This window comes from Nonomuraea basaltis (assembly GCF_005893125.1).
GTDB classification, from domain to species: Bacteria; Actinomycetota; Actinomycetes; order Streptosporangiales; family Streptosporangiaceae; genus Nonomuraea; species Nonomuraea basaltis.
Genome location: NZ_VCJS01000037.1, coordinates 35,450 through 50,533, shown reverse-complemented (window position 1 = coordinate 50,533; position 15,084 = coordinate 35,450). Strand labels below are relative to the sequence as shown.

The 15,084-nt window shown below is 70.9% G+C and carries 16 protein-coding genes; 4 read left to right on the top strand and 12 right to left on the bottom strand.

Translation table 11 applies throughout. The annotated features are described in order from the left end of the window. Positions 1–101 precede the first annotated feature (101 nt). Positions 102–788: a permease prefix domain 1-containing protein gene (locus EJK15_RS19455; protein ID WP_138711863.1), complete on the top strand. Its 687-nt coding sequence runs from the start codon at positions 102–104 to the stop codon at positions 786–788. Between the two features lie 208 nt (positions 789–996). Here EJK15_RS19455 and EJK15_RS19450 read toward each other — a convergent pair whose 3' ends face one another. Next, positions 997–1,710 carry a spermidine synthase family protein gene (locus EJK15_RS19450; RefSeq protein ID WP_138711862.1) on the bottom strand — a complete coding sequence of 238 codons (714 nt, stop codon included), beginning with the start codon at positions 1,708–1,710 and terminating at the stop codon, positions 997–999. 122 nt (positions 1,711–1,832) lie between these two features. Further along, positions 1,833–2,051 (bottom strand): hypothetical protein, encoded by a 219-nt coding sequence (locus tag EJK15_RS19445; RefSeq protein WP_138711861.1) that lies wholly within the window; start codon positions 2,049–2,051, stop codon positions 1,833–1,835. A 257-nt stretch (positions 2,052–2,308) separates the two neighbouring features. Here EJK15_RS19445 and EJK15_RS19440 point away from each other — a divergent pair, with 257 nt between their 5' ends. Continuing rightward, positions 2,309–2,710: a MerR family transcriptional regulator gene (locus tag EJK15_RS19440; RefSeq protein ID WP_138711860.1), complete on the top strand. Its 402-nt coding sequence runs from the start codon at positions 2,309–2,311 to the stop codon at positions 2,708–2,710. Positions 2,711–2,976: 266 nt separating this feature from the next. Beyond that, a complete protein-coding gene (locus EJK15_RS19435) occupies positions 2,977–4,437 on the top strand; it encodes a glycoside hydrolase family 6 protein (protein ID WP_138711902.1) in 1,461 nt (486 codons plus the stop codon). 58 nt (positions 4,438–4,495) lie between these two features. On the opposite strand, the gene EJK15_RS19430 is transcribed toward EJK15_RS19435, so the two are convergent. The 6 genes from EJK15_RS19430 to EJK15_RS19405 form a co-directional block, all read right to left on the bottom strand. Beyond that, the gene (locus EJK15_RS19430) at positions 4,496–5,257 is read right to left on the bottom strand and encodes an IclR family transcriptional regulator (RefSeq protein WP_138711859.1); all 762 of its coding nucleotides are present in this window, start codon (positions 5,255–5,257) and stop codon (positions 4,496–4,498) included. A 15-nt stretch (positions 5,258–5,272) separates the two neighbouring features. Further along, positions 5,273–6,223, bottom strand: coding sequence for a PDR/VanB family oxidoreductase (locus EJK15_RS19425; RefSeq protein ID WP_138711858.1), 951 nt, complete (start codon positions 6,221–6,223; stop codon positions 5,273–5,275). Continuing rightward, positions 6,220–6,444: a hypothetical protein gene (locus EJK15_RS19420; RefSeq protein ID WP_138711857.1), complete on the bottom strand. Its 225-nt coding sequence runs from the start codon at positions 6,442–6,444 to the stop codon at positions 6,220–6,222. The genes EJK15_RS19425 and EJK15_RS19420 overlap by 4 nt, the downstream gene beginning before the upstream one ends. 5 nt (positions 6,445–6,449) lie before the next feature. Continuing rightward, positions 6,450–7,511, bottom strand: a complete 1,062-nt coding sequence (locus EJK15_RS19415; RefSeq protein ID WP_138711856.1) for an aromatic ring-hydroxylating oxygenase subunit alpha — start codon at positions 7,509–7,511, stop codon at positions 6,450–6,452. Between the two features lie 102 nt (positions 7,512–7,613). Then, complete coding sequence (locus EJK15_RS19410; protein ID WP_138711855.1) at positions 7,614–8,720, bottom strand: NAD(P)-dependent alcohol dehydrogenase; 1,107 nt, start codon at positions 8,718–8,720, stop codon at positions 7,614–7,616. A gap of 19 nt (positions 8,721–8,739) precedes the next feature. Next, a complete protein-coding gene (locus EJK15_RS19405) occupies positions 8,740–10,221 on the bottom strand; it encodes an aldehyde dehydrogenase family protein (RefSeq protein ID WP_138711854.1) in 1,482 nt (493 codons plus the stop codon). Between the two features lie 146 nt (positions 10,222–10,367). Here EJK15_RS19405 and EJK15_RS19400 point away from each other — a divergent pair, with 146 nt between their 5' ends. Continuing rightward, positions 10,368–10,844: a MarR family winged helix-turn-helix transcriptional regulator gene (locus tag EJK15_RS19400; protein ID WP_240777064.1), complete on the top strand. Its 477-nt coding sequence runs from the start codon at positions 10,368–10,370 to the stop codon at positions 10,842–10,844. Here the strand turns inward: EJK15_RS19400 and EJK15_RS19395 are convergent. From EJK15_RS19395 to EJK15_RS19380, 4 genes are read right to left on the bottom strand one after another with little or no spacing between them, the layout of a single operon-like run. Continuing rightward, positions 10,841–12,361: an acyl-CoA synthetase gene (locus tag EJK15_RS19395; protein WP_138711853.1), complete on the bottom strand. Its 1,521-nt coding sequence runs from the start codon at positions 12,359–12,361 to the stop codon at positions 10,841–10,843. The two genes, EJK15_RS19400 and EJK15_RS19395, sit on opposite strands and share 4 nt — an antisense overlap. Before the next feature lie 13 nt (positions 12,362–12,374). Next, positions 12,375–13,712: an MFS transporter gene (locus tag EJK15_RS19390; RefSeq protein WP_240777063.1), complete on the bottom strand. Its 1,338-nt coding sequence runs from the start codon at positions 13,710–13,712 to the stop codon at positions 12,375–12,377. A gap of 28 nt (positions 13,713–13,740) precedes the next feature. Continuing rightward, on the bottom strand, positions 13,741–14,199 hold the full coding sequence (locus tag EJK15_RS19385) for a MaoC family dehydratase (RefSeq protein WP_138711851.1): 459 nt from the start codon (positions 14,197–14,199) through the stop codon (positions 13,741–13,743). Beyond that, positions 14,196–15,083 (bottom strand): amidohydrolase family protein, encoded by an 888-nt coding sequence (locus tag EJK15_RS19380; protein WP_276615407.1) that lies wholly within the window; start codon positions 15,081–15,083, stop codon positions 14,196–14,198. Before EJK15_RS19380 ends, EJK15_RS19385 begins: the two co-directional genes overlap by 4 nt. Position 15,084 lies beyond the last annotated feature (1 nt).

Sequence of the window (15,084 nt, the reverse complement as noted above, 5' to 3'; positions counted from 1 at the left end):
TCGGCGGCATGCGTTGGTTTTGCCGCACGGCAATCACCGGACCTGAAATATCAGGGAGCTCCCGGATCTGCCCCGAGGCCCCGCTCCCTAAACTGAGGATCGTGCTCATCGACGACTTTGTGGGCGACCTGGACCGCACCCTGGCCGGTCCGCCCGGCCTGAAACGCGACCTGGTCGTCGAGGCGCGTGACAGCCTGATCGACGCCGCTGACGCCCTGGAGGCCGATGGGCTCCACCGGGCCGAGGCCGAGCGGCTTGCGGTGGCCGAGTTCGGCGCCGTGACGCAGGTCGCGCCCGGCTACCAGGCCGAGCTGATGGCCGCGGCAGGGCGGCGGCTGGGCCTGCTGCTGCTCATCGGCATACCGATCACCGTGCTCATGTGGTCGGTGATCTGGCGCGCTTACCCGCTGGACCGTATCGCCCTGACCGACGAACCCGGCTGGTACGTGCCCCTCTCCCGGGCACTGGACATCACCCAGCTCGCCATGGGCCTGTACGGCGGACTGGCCCTGCTCGCGCTGAGCCGGGGCGCCCGGTGGATCCGCAGGCCGCAGGCGGTGACCAGGTCCCTGGGCATACTGGTCTGGGTGACGCTGCCGGCGACCGGGCTCATGAGCGTCTCGCTCTCGCTCACCCCGGGCATGGAGATCCTGCCGAACTTCCTGCCCGCCGTACTGGCCAACCTGGCGACGGCGGCCTTCTGGGGCCTGCAGGTCTACGGCGCGACCCGATGCCTGCAGATCACCCGCCGCCCGGCTCCGCACTCGCGCCCACGGCTACCCGCCTAGTCGCCATCGCCACTGTCGGGCCTGGTCGCGGGCTGGGTGGACCGCAAGCCGTCGCGCCTTGGCGACGACCCGCTGCTCGACCACCTGCTGCCGCGCCTGTTCGAGGCCCAGGGCGTGGGCCGGGTGCTGCAGCGGGAGAGGGAGCCGTGCGGGGGCCGGCTGGGGGCGCTGCTGGAGCCGGCCGAGGCGGCCCAGGAGATCGGCGGCCCTATCGCGTGGCGACGTAGATCGTATTGGCTGCTTGGCGCCGCTGGAGAGGGTTGTGGAAGGTGACCACGCACGCCCGGGCGGCGGTGAACGCCTGGCCGAGCGCGGCAAGGAACTCCTCGTCGGGCGGGTCGTTCGACCACAGCGCGAAGACGCCGCCGGGGTGCAGGTGCCGGGCGAGCCGGCGCAGGCCGTGCGGCTGGTAGAAAGCGGCGTGGCTGGGATGCAGGACGTGGTCCGGGGCGTGGTCGATGTCCAGCAGGATGACGTGGAAGCGCCGGCCGGGGGTCTCGGGGTCGAGTCCGTCCGCGGAGTCCGCCATCGCGAAGAAGTCGCCGTGTACGAACCTGCATCGGGGATCGGCGGTGAGGCCGGCGCCCAGCGGCAGCAGCTCCCGCCGGTGCCACTCGATGACCTCGGCCAGCGCGTCGACCACGACGAGGGAGCGCACCCGGCGGTCCTCCAGGGCCGACCGCGCGGTGTAGCCCAGGCCGAGCCCGCCTACGGCGACGTCGAGCTCGTCGTGGGGCGAGGCCGCCAGGCCGAGCTTGGAGAGCTGGATCTCGGCCTCGGTGAACAGGCTGGACATCAGGAAATCGTCATCGAGCTTGATCTCGTACACCTCGACGCCGAGCGACGGCTCTCGCCGTCGTCGCAGGCTGAGATCGCCCATGGGGGTGGGCCGGAAATCGAGCTCTTCGAACCGGATGCCCATCGCCTTCTCCTTCGTCCGTGCCAGCGGTGCAGGTCATTGGCAGATGGGGTTCAGGCCGGTCCTCTACCCTTACGCGAAAGAAGAAACGATATCGGCGATCAGGGCGCGCCCGTCAGGGTTGATCACGGTTGCGGCAACTCGGTGATCCACGTGCAGCGTCCGTCCGGTTCGTTGAGCCGCCGCTGCACGCGCGCCACCCGCTGCAAGGGCAGGCTCATCACCGTCGACCACCGTCCCAGGCTGCGCGTCTCCCAGTACGCGCTGGTGGCGTCGGTGCGCAGTCGTGCGGCCTGGAGCGTCTGTTCCTCGCCGTCACTGGTGTGGATGCGAAATGTCGGCATGGATCCCCCGGGAAAGCGGCGTGGTGATGGTGGCCCGGCTCACGCCTTGGGCCCGAGATCAGCTTACCTTTACGAAAGATTAGATTTGCCCGGCGGCGATCGATCGGTACGTACCGTTACGTGCCAGGGCCCCGAAGCAGGTATCTTCACGAGAATGTTGTCAGCGACTGTCACCGTACTCGCTCAACGTTAACTTAACGTGAGGGTAGAGTGTCATGTCCCTGGCAGGCGGGTGGCTTTGAGCGGTGGAGGAACGGATGTCCGAGGGTCTGGTGCAGATCGGCGAGGTGGCCGAGCGGCTCGGGCTGTCCTTGCGGACGATCCGGCACTACGAGGAGGTCGGGCTGGTGGTGCCCGAGCGCACGCCGGGCGGCTTCCGCCTCTACAGCGAGACCGACATCGGCCGGCTGGCTCTGGTGAAGCGGATGAAGCCGCTGGGTTTCAGCCTGGAGGAGATGCGCGATCTGCTCGTGATCACCGACCGGCTGGCGGCCGGGGATGAGGATCCGAGCCTGGTGAGCCGGTTGCAGCTGTTCGAGCGAGCGGTGGCCGACCGGGCCGAGAGGTTGCGTGAGCAGCTGGCGATGGCCAGGGAGTTCGCCGAGCAGTTGCGCCGCCAGCGCCTTCAGGCGGCCGCGACCTCGAACGCGGGCCGGTGAGACAGCGCTTCGACCTTGGACTGACCCCCACGTCTGACACCGCGGTGTCACCGCTGTGTCACGGCGTCGCCACACGCCTGCGCCCGCCTCCACGACACCCTCGCCGGACAGCTCACCGGCAGCCACTGAGAAATCGCCTGGCCAAGGTCCTCCGCCGGTTTACCGCAAATAGTCACGAAAGCCGCGAATCTCTGTGATATTGGATCACCCACGTGCTTTCCGGAAGCCCAGAAGGGACGCATTTCGTGCGATCGTTAACCCGCGTGATGGCGATCACAGCCTCGGCGGTTGCCGCGTTATCGGTGGTCGCCACGGCGCCCGCCGCCGCCGCACCCCAGCTGGTGGTCAACGGCACGTTCAGCGGCGGCACCGCGCCCTGGTGGAAGTCGGCGAACACCTCGATGGCCGTGGACGCCGGGCGGCTGCGCGTCAACGTGACGGGCGGCACCGCCAACCCGTGGGACGCCATGGTGGGCCAGAACGGCATCTCGCTGGTCAAGGGCAAGTCGTACACGCTCTCGTTCGACGCCTCGGCCTCCGCCGCGGTCACCGCGGTCACCACCGTGCAGCTCGCGGACTCCCCGTACACCCGCACCCTGACCAAGACGATCTCGCTCACCACGGCGAGCAAGCGCTTCAGTTTCCCCTTCACCTCCGGCGTCGGCACCTCGGCCGGGCAGGTGTCGTTCCAGCTCGGCAAGAACGCCGGCTTCAGCTTCTACGCGGACAACGTCTCGCTGACCGAGACGACGTCGTCCTCGCCGTCCCCCACGCCGACGGGGACCACCTCCCCCAAGCCGTCGCCCACGCCGACGGCGACCACCTCACCGAAGCCGGAGCAGCCGGGATCCGGGCCGATCGCCATGACCAGCGGCTTCTACGTCGACCCCGACTCCAACCCGGCGATCTGGGTACGGAACAACGCCGGTGACTCCCGGGCGGCACGCATCAAGTCGTCCATCTCGGCCAAGCCGATGGCCCGCTGGTTCGGCGGCTGGAGCGGCGACGTCCGCGCCGCCGTCTCCAAGTACGTGGCCGCCGCGGACTCCGCCGACAAGCTCCCGGTCCTGGTGGCCTACAACATCCCGGGCCGCGACGCGTGCGGCGGGCACTCCGGCGGCGGGGCCGGCAGCGAGTCGGCGTACAAGACGTGGATCTCCGCGTTCGCCGCCGGCATCGGCAACCGTCCCGCGGTCGTCGTCATCGAGCCCGACTCCCTCGGCGACTTCGGCTGCATGACCGACACCGCCATCCAGGCGCGCAACCGCATGCTGACGTACGCCGCCCAGGAGTTCCGCGACAAGGCCCCCAACGCCTGGGCCTACCTCGACGCCGGCAACGCCGGCTGGGTCGCCGCCGGGACGATGGCGACGCGGCTGAAGAACGCGGGCGTCGGCAACATCCGCGGCTTCGCGGTGAACGTCTCCAACTACTACCCGACCACCCAGTCGGCCACGTACGCCTCCTCGGTGAACTCGGCTCTCGGCGGCGGCGCGAAGTGGGTCATCGACACCAGCCGCAACGGCAACGGCTCCAACGGCGAGTGGTGCAACCCGGCCGGCCGCAAGCTCGGCACCGCCACGCAGACCGGCGGTGGCGGCGGCACCGAGATGCTGCTGTGGGTGAAGGTCCCCGGCGACTCCGACGGCAACTGCGGCATCGCCCCGGGCACGCCCGCCGGTCAGTTCAGCCCGGCCATCGCGGTCCGGCTGATCGACGGCACCTGACCCTTGGCTCAGAGGCGCCGGTGTCGGGGACGCGTGTCCCCGCCACCGGCGCCGCCGATCACGGCAGCGCGCGGGAGATGGCGCGGGCGCTGGTGCGCAGGAGCGGGGCGAGCGCGTGGGGGGAGGCGCTGCCGTGGTGGACGACGAGGGACACCGCGGCGACCACGTCCCCATGGGCGTCATGGATGGGCGCCGCGACGGACAGGGCGTCCATGGTGACCTGGCGGTCGCTGATGGCGTAGCCGCGGGCGCGGGTGTCGGCGAGCGCGGCGCGGAGCTGGTGCGGGGTGGTCATGGTGCGTTCGGTGTAGCGGGTGATGGGGCCGGCCAGGACCTGCTCCTGCACGTCGGCGGGGGCATGGGCGAGCAGGACGAGGCCGACGCCGGTGGCGGTGAGCGCGAAGCGGCCGCCGACCCGGGTGAGCACCGGTACGGCCTTGCTGCCGGCGATCCGCTCCACGAACACGACCTCGGTGCCTTCGCGGACCGCCAGCTGGACGTTCTCGCGGGTCACCTGCGACAGGTCCTCAAGGAACGGCAGGGCGCATTCGCGCAGGCCCAGGCCGCGCGGGGCCAGCGAGCCGATCTCCCACAGGCGCAGGCCGATGTGGTAGCCGGTCTGGTCCCGTTCCAGCGCACCCCAGGCCACGAGCTCCGCGGCCAGCCGGTGCACCGTGGAGACGGGCAGGCCGGCGTGCCGGGACAGCTCGCTGAGGGTGAGCGTGCGCCGGTCGGGGGTGAAGGCGGCGAGGATCTGCAGCGCGCGGGCCACGACCGGGCCGGTTCGCTCGGCCGCTTGCCGGGGTGCGGAGATCGGCATCGACGGCTCCTGGGGTCACAGTTCGAGGACGAGCTTCGGGCAGGTGGCGCGGGAGACGCAGACGAACATGGTGTCGTTCGCCGCCTGCTCGTCGAGGGTGAGGAGCGAGTCGCGGTGGTCGACGGTACCGGCGAGCACGGTGGTCTCGCAGGTGCCGCAGGTGCCCTCACGGCAGGAGGAGAGGATCTGCACGCCGGCCGACTCCACGACCTCGAGGATCGATTGACCCGGTGGCACGGTGAGGGTGCGGCCGGTGACGGCGAGCTCGATCTCGAAGGACTCCGTCCGTACCGGGTCGGCCGCCTCCTTGGGGGTGAAGCGTTCCACGTGGAGGGCGCCGCGGTCGGCGCAGCGCTGCTCGATGGCCTCCAGCAGCGGCGCGGGGCCGCAGCAGTAGACGAGGGTGTCCGGCGTCGTCTCGGCCAGCAGGGCGTCGAGGTCGAGCAGGCCGTGCTCGTCCTGCGGCCGCAGGAGCACCCGGTCGCCGTGGGCCGCGCGCAGGTCGCCGGCGAAGGCCATCGAGGCGGCCGTGCGGCCGCCGTAGACCAGCTTCCACCCGGAGTCCGCGACGGCGGTGATCATGGGCAGGATGGGCGTGATGCCGATCCCGCCGGCGATGAACAGGTAGCGGGGCGCGGGCTGGAGCGGGAAGTGGTTGCGCGGTCCGCGGGTCAGGATCGCCGTGCCGGGGTGGAGCTCGTCGTGCACGTACGCCGAGCCGCCCCGGCCGTCCGGCTCGCGCAGCACGGCGATGCGCCACGTCGTGCGGTCGGCCGGGTCGCCGCACAGCGAATACTGGCGCACGAGGTCGCCGGCCAGGACGAGGTCGATGTGCGCGCCGGGCGTCCAGGCGGGCAGCTCACCGCCGGACGGGTCACGCAGGTCGAGGGCGACGACCCCGTCGGCGGCCTGGTGGCGGGCGTGGACGACGAGCTTGCGCTCCTCTTGAAGGGCTGTCTCGGTCATGGTGCGGCTCCCGCGCCGGTCAGGACCGCCGGGTCCGGTACGTCCTCCGCGGCAGGGACGGTGTGGCCGATCGGGTGGGCGAGGAGCCATTCCCACACCTCGATGGGACCCTCGGCCACCTGCGTCGCGCCGCAGTGGCAGGTGCCCAGCAGCAGGTCGCTGCCCGGCAGCCACACCACCCGGAACACCTCGCGGCCGGTGAGCATCCGGCTGGGCTCCATGCCCGTCACGCCGGCCCGCCCGCGACCGACGGGGCGGACTGCCCCACCAGCCTGGCCAGCATCCGCCGGGCCGCCAGCCCGCCCGTGTCGATGTTGATCGACAGCTCCTGGTAGCCCGCCGGCTCGGTCGCGATCACCTGCTCCAGCACGTCGAGCGCGGTCACGTCCTGCAGGACCACGGTGCGGTTGTTCTCGGCCAGGAAGTCCGACACGCCCTGGTCGTCGAGGGCGAAGTCGCGGGCCACGGCCCAGAAGTCGTGCGTGGTGTGCTCGGTCTCGGGCGTGATGGCGTACACGACCTCGACGTGGAAGGCGTCCGGGTCGCTGCCGTCGGCGTTCGGCAGGACCCCGGGCGGCGCGATGCGCGAGTGCAGCTTGTACAGGCACGGCGGGGTGTACTCGATGTCCTGCCAGCGCATGATCCGCCCGGTCAGCCCGGTGGACTTGGAGTAGAACGGCGGGCACTCGGCGTCGTCCATGTGCCTGCTGACGTAGACGATGCCCGCCTCCTCGTCCACTTCGGTGGTGATCGGGGTGGCGGCCACCTCCGGGGTGCCGATGTAGCCGCCGTGCAGGTACGTCTCGTGCGACAGGTCGAGCAGGTTGTCCACCAGCAGCCCGTACCGGGCCTTCAGCGGCTCCATCCCCGACACGGTGGTGTAGCCGGGCGAGACCAGCCACGGCGCCCGCGGGATGCGGGAGGCGTCGGCCTTGGCCGGATCGCCGATCCACACCCAGACGAAGGAGTCCTGCTCCACGACCGGGTAGCTCTTCAGCCGGGCGGTACGCGGCACCCGGCGCTGGCCGGGAACGGCGACGCAGCCGCCGTCGGCGCCGTAGGTGAAGCCGTGGTAGCCGCACACCACCTGGTCGTCGACCAGCCGGCTCGGCGGCTGCGACAGCGGGAAGCGGCGGTGCACGCAGCGGTCCGACATGGCGGTGACGTCGCCGGCACGGGTGCGCCAGAACAGGATCGACTCGTCGCAGACGGTGCGGGAGAACAGCTCCTGGCCGATCTCGCGCCCGTACGCGGCGACGTACCACTGGTCGCGGGGGATGCTCGACATCGGTCGGCTCCTTCTCTGGTCCGGGGATGAGAACGATGGTGACGTCGATCACATGGGCTGCGGAACCGCGCTTCCCGGATGCCGGAAAACGAAATGTCCTTCTTAGAACCGGAGAACCGGCTTGATGGTGTCGCCGGAGACGATGTCGCCGACCGCGCGCTCGATCTCGTCGAACTTGTAGTGCCTGATCAGGCGGTCGATCGGCAGCCGCCCGGCGGACACCAGCTCTGCGAGCACCGGGATCAGCGACTCGGTCTCGCTGTCCCCCAGGGTCAGGCCCACCACCTTGCGGCCGGGCAGCATGAAGTTGACGTCCACGGGGATGGCGGAGCCGAAGGGCGGGGCGCCGACCAGCACCGCGGTGCCCCGGGCGGCGAGGACGCCGACGGCGGCGCCCGCGACCGCCAGGCTGCCCGTCGTCTCGACCACGCCGTCGGCACCCTGGCCGCCGGTGATCTCGCCGATCGCCTCGGCGAGGCCGGCCGTGCTGGTGTCGACGGTGTGGGTGGCGCCGAGCTCGAGGGCCAGGTCCAGCCGGGCCGGCACGCGGTCGACCGCGATGATGCGGGTGGCCGGGGTGAGCCGGGCCGCCATGATCGCGGACAGCCCGACCGCGCCCGCCCCGGTCACGACGAGGGTGGCGCCGGGGCGGGGGCGCAGGACATTCCATACCGCCCCGGCGCCGGTCTGCACGCCGCAGCCGAGCGGCGCCAGCAGCTCGAGCGGCGCGTCGGCGGGCACCTTGACCAGGCTGCGCTCGTCGACCAGGGCGTGTCCGGCGAAGGACGACTGGCCGAAGAAGTGCCCGCCGATCGCCGCGCCGCCCCTGGTCACGGTGGGCGAGCCGTCCGCGCGGGCGCCGCCGAGCAGGTTCAGCGGCAGCCACGCCGCGCAGTACGCGGGGTGCCCGTCACGGCAGTTGGTGCACCGCCCGCACGAGGTGAAGGAGAGCAGCACCTGATCGCCGGGGCTGACCCTGGTCACCGCGGAGCCGACCGCCTCCACGACGCCCGCGCCCTCGTGGCCGAGGACCCCGGGGAGCGGGAACGGCAGGCCGCCGGCGGCGACCCCCAGGTCGGTATGGCAGATCCCGGCGGCGACCATCCGGACCAGCACCTCGTCCGGGCGCGGATCGGCCAGCTCGACCTCGGTCAGGTGGAAGCCCGCGCCCGCGGACTCGACGACGGCCGCTGATGTGGTGGTGGTCATGGTGTTCCTTCTCGTGGTGTCAGGCGAGGGAGATGACGACGGACTTGACCTTGGTGTACGACTCCAGCACCTCGGGCCCGTACTCCCGCCCGAAGCCGGACTGCTTGACGCCGCCGAAGGGGATCGCCGGGTCGAGCATCGCCCAGTCGTTCACCCAGACGATGCCGGCCTCCAGCCGTGCCGCCACGCGGTGGGCCCTGGCCAGGTCGGTGGTCTGCAGGCCCGCCGCGAGCCCGTACGGCGTGCCGTTGGCCATGGCCACGGCCTCGTCCTCGGTGTCGAAGGGCTGGACGGTCAGGACCGGGCCGAAGACCTCCTCCTGCACGACGCGCGAGTCGTCGCCCAGGTCGGCGATGACGGTCGGCTGGTAGTAGTAGCCGCCGCCGAGCTCCAGGCGCTCGCCTCCGGTGACGACCCGGCCGCCCTCTTCCTTGGCGAGCCGTACATAGTCCTCGACCTTGGCGAGGTGCCGCTCGGCGGCCATGGGGCCCACGACGGTCGCCGGGTCGAAGGGGTCGCCGACCGGCACCCCGGCGACGGCTCCCGCCAGGATCTCCAGGACGGTGTCGTACAGGGAGCGGTGGACGAGCAGGCGCGGCCCGCCCATGCAGAACTGGCCGGTGTTGAAGACGAAGCCCTTGATGGCCGAGCCGATCGCCTTGTCGAGGTCGGCGTCCTCGAACACGATCTGCGCGGCGTTGCCGCCCAGCTCCATCGTGACGGGCTTGAGCGCCTCGCCGGCCGTGGCGGCCGCGTACCGCCCGATCTGGGTCGAGCCGGTGAAGGCGATCTTGTCGATCCCGGGGTGGCGCAGCAGCGCCTTCCCCACCTCCGCGCCGCCGCCGGTGACCACGTTGAGCACGCCGTCCGGCACCCCGGCCTCGGCCAGAATCTCCGCCATCAGCAGCGCGCTGAGCGGGGTGTCCTCCGCGGGCTTGTGCACCACGGCGTTGCCCGCGGCGAGCGCCGGGGCGATCTTCGAGCTGCTGAGGATCAGCGGGAAGTTGAACGGCGTGATCGCGCCGACCACGCCGAGCGGCTCGCGCCGGGTGTAGGCGTGCGCGGGGATCGGGATCTGCCGGGTCGCGCCCTGGATGGTCTGCGCGAGCCCCGAGTAGTACTCGTAGATCTCGGCGGTCGTGGCCACGTCGACGGCGCGGCACAGGCTCACCGGCTTGCCGACGTCGACGCTCTCCACCGCGACGAGCTCGTCCTCCCGCCGCCGGATGATGTCGGCGACCCGGTGCAGGATGCGCGCCCGCTCGCGGCCGGACGTCTGCCCCCACGTGCCGAACGCCTTGCGCGCCGCCGTGACGGCCGCCTCCACGTCGGTGGCGTCGGCCTCGGCGACGGTGGTGATCACCTTTCCGGTGGACGGGTCGGTGACGTCCCTCCTGCCCTTGGCGCTCGCCTCGCACCACTCGCCGTCGATGAAGAGCTTGCCGGGCTCGATGTGCGGCCGGCTCAGAGCCGGGATGTTCTGTGCCTCGGAGTCGGTCATAGCCCGCTCACCTTCCCGGTGCGATCGCTCGCCGCACCGCACTCCGTACAACCAACAGGTTTCCTGATAATTACGCCCTCATAGCATAATGCGCAAGAGGACTGCGATAATCAGGAAATCTGACTGTCGATCGCGAAGGAGACCAGGTGGGACACACAGCGAGCAGCAACGACCGCAGCACGGACGTCATGAGCCGGCGCCCGTCGCTGCTGTACGTCGTGAAGCAGGTCGAGCTCGCCGCGCGGTCCCGGATGGACGAGTTACTCAAGCCGACCGGCATCACCGCCCTGCAGTACACCGCGCTCACCGTGCTGCGCCGCCGCGACGGGCTCAGCTCCGCTCAGCTGGCCCGCAACTCCTTCGTCACCGCCCAATCCATGGCCGACATGATCACCTCGCTCGAGCGGCGCGGCCTGATCACCCGCCGCCGCGACCCGGACAACCGCCGCGCCCTGCTGATCAGCCTCACGGACGCGGGCCACGAGCTGCTCACGGCCTTCGACGAGGAGATGGACGCCCTGGAGGAGCGCATGCTCGCCGACCTCACCCAGCGACAGCGCCGCGACCTGGAGGCATACCTCAACCGCTGCCGGACGGCCCTGTCCGACGTGCCCCCGCATTAGGGCAGGGACAGGTCCCGGAGCTTGAGCTTCTGGATCTTGCCGGAGCCCGTCTTCGGCAGGTCGTCGGCGAAGGTGACGTAGCGGGGGATCTTGTACGCGGCTAGCCGGGGGCGGAGGAAGTCGCGCAACTCCTCCCCCGTGGCGGCCTGCCCGGGGCGGGCGACCACGAACGCGCGGCCGGTCTCCCCCCACGTCGCGTCCGGCACGCCGACCACCGCCACCTCGGCCACCGCCGGGTGCTCGAAGAGGGCGGCCTCCACCTCGGCGGGATAGACGTTCTCCCCGCCGGAGATGTACATGTCCTTGACCCGGTCCACGATGTACAGGTGCCCCTCCTCGTCGAGGGTGGCGACGTCGCCGGAGCGGAACCAGCCGCCCTCGGCGAAGGCCGCGGCGGTCGCCGCCGGATCGCTCCAGTACCCGGGTGTGACGTTCGGGCCCTGGATGAGGACCTCGCCGGGCTCGCCGGGCGAGGCGTCGGTGAGGTCCGGCCGGACGACCCGGATGTTGGCGAAGAAGACGGGCACGCCCGCCGAGCCGGCCTTGCGCGCGCTCTGGCTGGCCTCCAGGAAGGTCGCCCCGGGCGAGGTCTCGGTGAGCCCGTACCCCTGGCAGAACACCAGCCCCCGCTCCTGGTACGTGCGGATCAGGGCGGGCGGGATCGCCGCTCCCCCGGACATCAGCGTGCGCACCGAGGACAGGTCCGCCCCGGCCCAGCGCGGCGAGCGGGCGAGCGCGGCGAACATCGTGGTGACCCCGAACATCCACGTGACGCCGTGCTTCTCGATGAGGTCGAAGCACGTGTCCACGTCCCACGACGGCATGATGACCGAGCAGCCGCCCTTGACGAAGGTCGGCAGCAGCGTCTGGTTCAGCGCCGCGACGTGGAACAGCGGGGCGCTGACCAGCGTCGTCTCATCGCCGGCCACGTCCACCCCGATGAGCATGTTGAACGTGTTCCACACCAGGTTGGCGTGGCTGAGCGTGGCACCCTTGGGGCGGCCGGTGGTGCCCGACGTGTACAGGATGAGCGCGACGTCGTCCTGCTCCACCGGCACGTCGATCGGCGTGGGGTCGCCCTGCGCGAGCCAGCTCTCGTAGTCTCGCTCCCCCGGCGCGGCGGCCTCGAGCGCCACGATCTCGTCCAGGGCAGACGTGCCGGGAAGCGCGTGCACCACGCCGGCGCACTGCGGCGCGTAGATCAGGACCTTCGCGCCGGCGTGCCCCAGCATGTATTCGATCTCGGGTGCCGCGAGCCGGAAGTTCAGCGGGACGAAGACGGCGCCGAGCACGTGCGTGGCGAACATCGTCTCGGCGAACGCGGTGTGGTTCGGGCCGAGGTAGGCGACGCGGTCCCCGGCCCGCACGCCGCTGTCCCGCAGCCGCGCCGCCAGCTTCGTCACCCGCTCGTGGACCTCGGCGTACGTGAGGGATCTGCCGCCGAAGACGAAGGCCGTGCGGTCCGGCGTCATCAAGGCCCGCCGGGCCGGCCAGCCGCCTATCCCGGAGTTCTGCATGAGCGTGTGTCTCCTAACGTTGCGAAGGGGCTCCGGTGACGCCCGCGACCGCGCCTGGAGCCGTGTCCGCGGTGAGGTCACCGCGGCTGGTCTCCTTGAGCGCCAGCGTGCAGGCCACGGCGAGCAGGCACGCGGCGGCGATGACCGCGGAGACTATGAACGTCCCGCCGCCGCCGCTGGAGGCCATGATCTGGGCGAACAGCACCGGGGCCAGCCCGGCTCCGAGCCCGGCGAGCTGGTAGCCGAGCGACGCGCCGGTGTAGCGGCTGCGGGTGCTGAACAGCTCGGTGTAGAGCGCGGCGAGCGGCCCGTACATCAATGGGTGGATGATCGACTGGCCGAGGATGAGCGCGATGGTGAGCAGCGCAGCGCTGCCGCTGTCCACCAGCGGGAACAGGACGAACGCGTACACCGCCATGATCAGCGCGCCCGTGATGACGACCGGGCGCCGCCCGACCCGGTCCGACAGGGCCGACCAGCCGAGGATGCCGACCACGGCCAGCCCCGAAGAGAGCGTCAGCCCGTTCAGCACGGTCTGCCGCTCGAAACCGGACTGCACACCGTACGCGATGAGGAACGTGGTGAGCGTGCCCTGCGCCACGAACGCGGCCAGTCCCACGCCGACCCCGAGCAGCAGCGTCCTGGGCTGGTCGCGCAGGACGTCCATCAGCGGGGCCCGGGACACCTTCTCCTTGAGGGCGGCGCTGAACACCGGCGTCTCCTCCACCCGCGTCCTGACGAACAGGCCGATCGCCAGCAGCACGATGCTGATCAGGAACGGGACCCGCCACCCCCACGCCAGGAACGCGTCGTTGCCCAGCACGGCGGCGGTGCCGCTCAGCGCTCCCGTGGACAGCACCATGCCGAACGGAGCTCCCGCGTTGGTGAAGCTCGCCCACAGGCCGCGGCGGGCGGTGGCGTGCCCGGTGGCGTGTTCTGCCGACATCAGCACCGCGCCGCCCCACTCGCCGCCGACCGCGACCCCCTGCACGATCCTGAGCAGGACGAGCGCGATCGGCGCGAGCACGCCGGCCTGTTCGTACGTGGGCAGCACCCCGATGAGGAAGCTGGCCACGCCCATCAGCACCATGGTCATGACCAGCATCCGCTTGCGGCCCAGCCGGTCGCCGAAGTGGCCGAACACGACGCCGCCGATCGGCCTGGCCAGATAGCCGGTGGCGAACGTGCCGAGGCTGGCCACCGTGGCGACCAGGGGGTCGAGGTTGGAGAAGAAGACCTTGCTGAACACGACGGCGGAGGCCGTGGCGTACAGGAGGAAGTCGTAGTACTCGATGACGCTGCCGATGAAGCTCGAGGCCACCGCGCGGCGCAGCTGGATGGGGTTTGACATGAGTGGGGGGCTCCTCATATCCGAAGGGTCAGGCGTAGTGCCGGTAGACGGCACGGGCGACGCACGCGGGCTTGGCCGCGCCGTCGATCTCCACGGTGAAGTCGAGCAGCATCTGGACGCCGTCGCCGGGGACGTCCGCGACCTCGGCGACCTTGGCGGCCAGGCGGATCTTGCCGCCCACCTTGACGGGGCTCGGGAAGCGGACCTTCTCCAGCCCGTAGTTGATGCTCATCTTCATGCCCTGGATGTCGAGCAGCTCGTTGAACAGGGGGATGAGCAGCGACAGGGTCAGGTAGCCATGGGCGATCGGGCCGCCGAACGGCCCGTCCTTGGCCTTCTCCGGGTCCACGTGGATCCACTGGTGGTCGTTCGTGGCGTCGGCGAAGGTGTTCACCCGCTCCTGGGTGATCTCCAGCCAGTCGCTGTGGCCGAGGCCGGTCCCGGCCAGCGCCTTGAGCTCCTCCAGTCCGTTCGCGATGGTCGTCATGGCAGCTCCTTGGGGGTCAGGCCGAGCAGGCGTGCGGCGTTGTCTTTGAGGATCTTGGGGCGGACCTCTGGCTTGATGTCGAGCTTGGCGAAGTCCGCCAGCCATCGGTCCGGGGTGATCACCGGATAGTCGGAGCCGAAGAGCACCTTGTCCTTGAGCAGCGTGTTGGCGTACCGGACAAGCTGCGGCGGGAAGTATTTCGGCGACCAGCCGGACAGGTCGATGTACACGTGCGGCTTGTGGGTGGCGACCGCGAGCGCCTCGTCCTGCCAGGGGAAGGACGGGTGGGCCAGGATGACGCGCAGGTGCGGGAAGTCCACGGCCACGTCGTCGACCAGCATGGGGTTGGAGTGCCTCAGCCGGATGCCGCCGCCTCCCGGCACGCCCGCGCCGATGCCGGTCTGGCCGGTGTGGAACAGCGCCACCGCGCCGAGCTCCTCGATCACCTCGTAGAGCGGGTACGCCATCCGGTCGTTGGGGTCGAAGCCCTGGATGCTCGGGTGGAACTTGAACCCGCGCACGCCGTGCTCGGTGATCAGGCGGCGGGCCTCGCGCGCGCCCGCCCTGCCCTTCCACGGATCGACGCTGGCGAACGGGATGAGCACGTCGGGGTGTTCCGCGCAGCTCTCGGCGATCTCCTCGTTGGAGATGCGGGGATGGCCGGTGGCGTGCTCGGCGTCCACGGTGAACACCACCGCCGCCATCTTCCGCTCCCGGTAGTAGGCGGCCATCTGGGGGATGGCCGGCCGGTCATGGGAGCCGAAATACTCGCCGGAGGCGCCGAACAGCTCCGGGCTGAGCGAGCCGTGCCCGTCCTTGGAGACCTCGGCGTGGGTGTGGACGTCGATCGCGACCAGCTCGGCGGTGTCCATCTCGGGGTCCACC

Excerpts from the sequence above, each read along its gene's own strand:
- EJK15_RS19450 (WP_138711862.1), bottom strand. The coding sequence starts at position 1,710 with ATGGGCATCCGGTTCGAAGAGCTCGATTTCCGGCCCACCCCCATGGGC.
- EJK15_RS19445 (WP_138711861.1), bottom strand. The coding sequence starts at position 2,051 with ATGCCGACATTTCGCATCCACACCAGTGACGGCGAGGAACAGACGCTC.
- EJK15_RS19440 (WP_138711860.1), top strand. The coding sequence starts at position 2,309 with ATGTCCGAGGGTCTGGTGCAGATCGGCGAGGTGGCCGAGCGGCTCGGG.
- EJK15_RS19435 (WP_138711902.1), top strand. The coding sequence starts at position 2,977 with ATGGCGATCACAGCCTCGGCGGTTGCCGCGTTATCGGTGGTCGCCACG.
- EJK15_RS19430 (WP_138711859.1), bottom strand. The coding sequence starts at position 5,257 with ATGCCGATCTCCGCACCCCGGCAAGCGGCCGAGCGAACCGGCCCGGTC.
- EJK15_RS19425 (WP_138711858.1), bottom strand. The coding sequence starts at position 6,223 with ATGACCGAGACAGCCCTTCAAGAGGAGCGCAAGCTCGTCGTCCACGCC.
- EJK15_RS19420 (WP_138711857.1), bottom strand. The coding sequence starts at position 6,444 with ATGGAGCCCAGCCGGATGCTCACCGGCCGCGAGGTGTTCCGGGTGGTG.
- EJK15_RS19415 (WP_138711856.1), bottom strand. The coding sequence starts at position 7,511 with ATGTCGAGCATCCCCCGCGACCAGTGGTACGTCGCCGCGTACGGGCGC.
- EJK15_RS19410 (WP_138711855.1), bottom strand. The coding sequence starts at position 8,720 with ATGACCACCACCACATCAGCGGCCGTCGTCGAGTCCGCGGGCGCGGGC.
- EJK15_RS19405 (WP_138711854.1), bottom strand. The coding sequence starts at position 10,221 with ATGACCGACTCCGAGGCACAGAACATCCCGGCTCTGAGCCGGCCGCAC.
- EJK15_RS19395 (WP_138711853.1), bottom strand. The coding sequence starts at position 12,361 with ATGCAGAACTCCGGGATAGGCGGCTGGCCGGCCCGGCGGGCCTTGATG.
- EJK15_RS19390 (WP_240777063.1), bottom strand. The coding sequence starts at position 13,712 with ATGTCAAACCCCATCCAGCTGCGCCGCGCGGTGGCCTCGAGCTTCATC.
- EJK15_RS19385 (WP_138711851.1), bottom strand. The coding sequence starts at position 14,199 with ATGACGACCATCGCGAACGGACTGGAGGAGCTCAAGGCGCTGGCCGGG.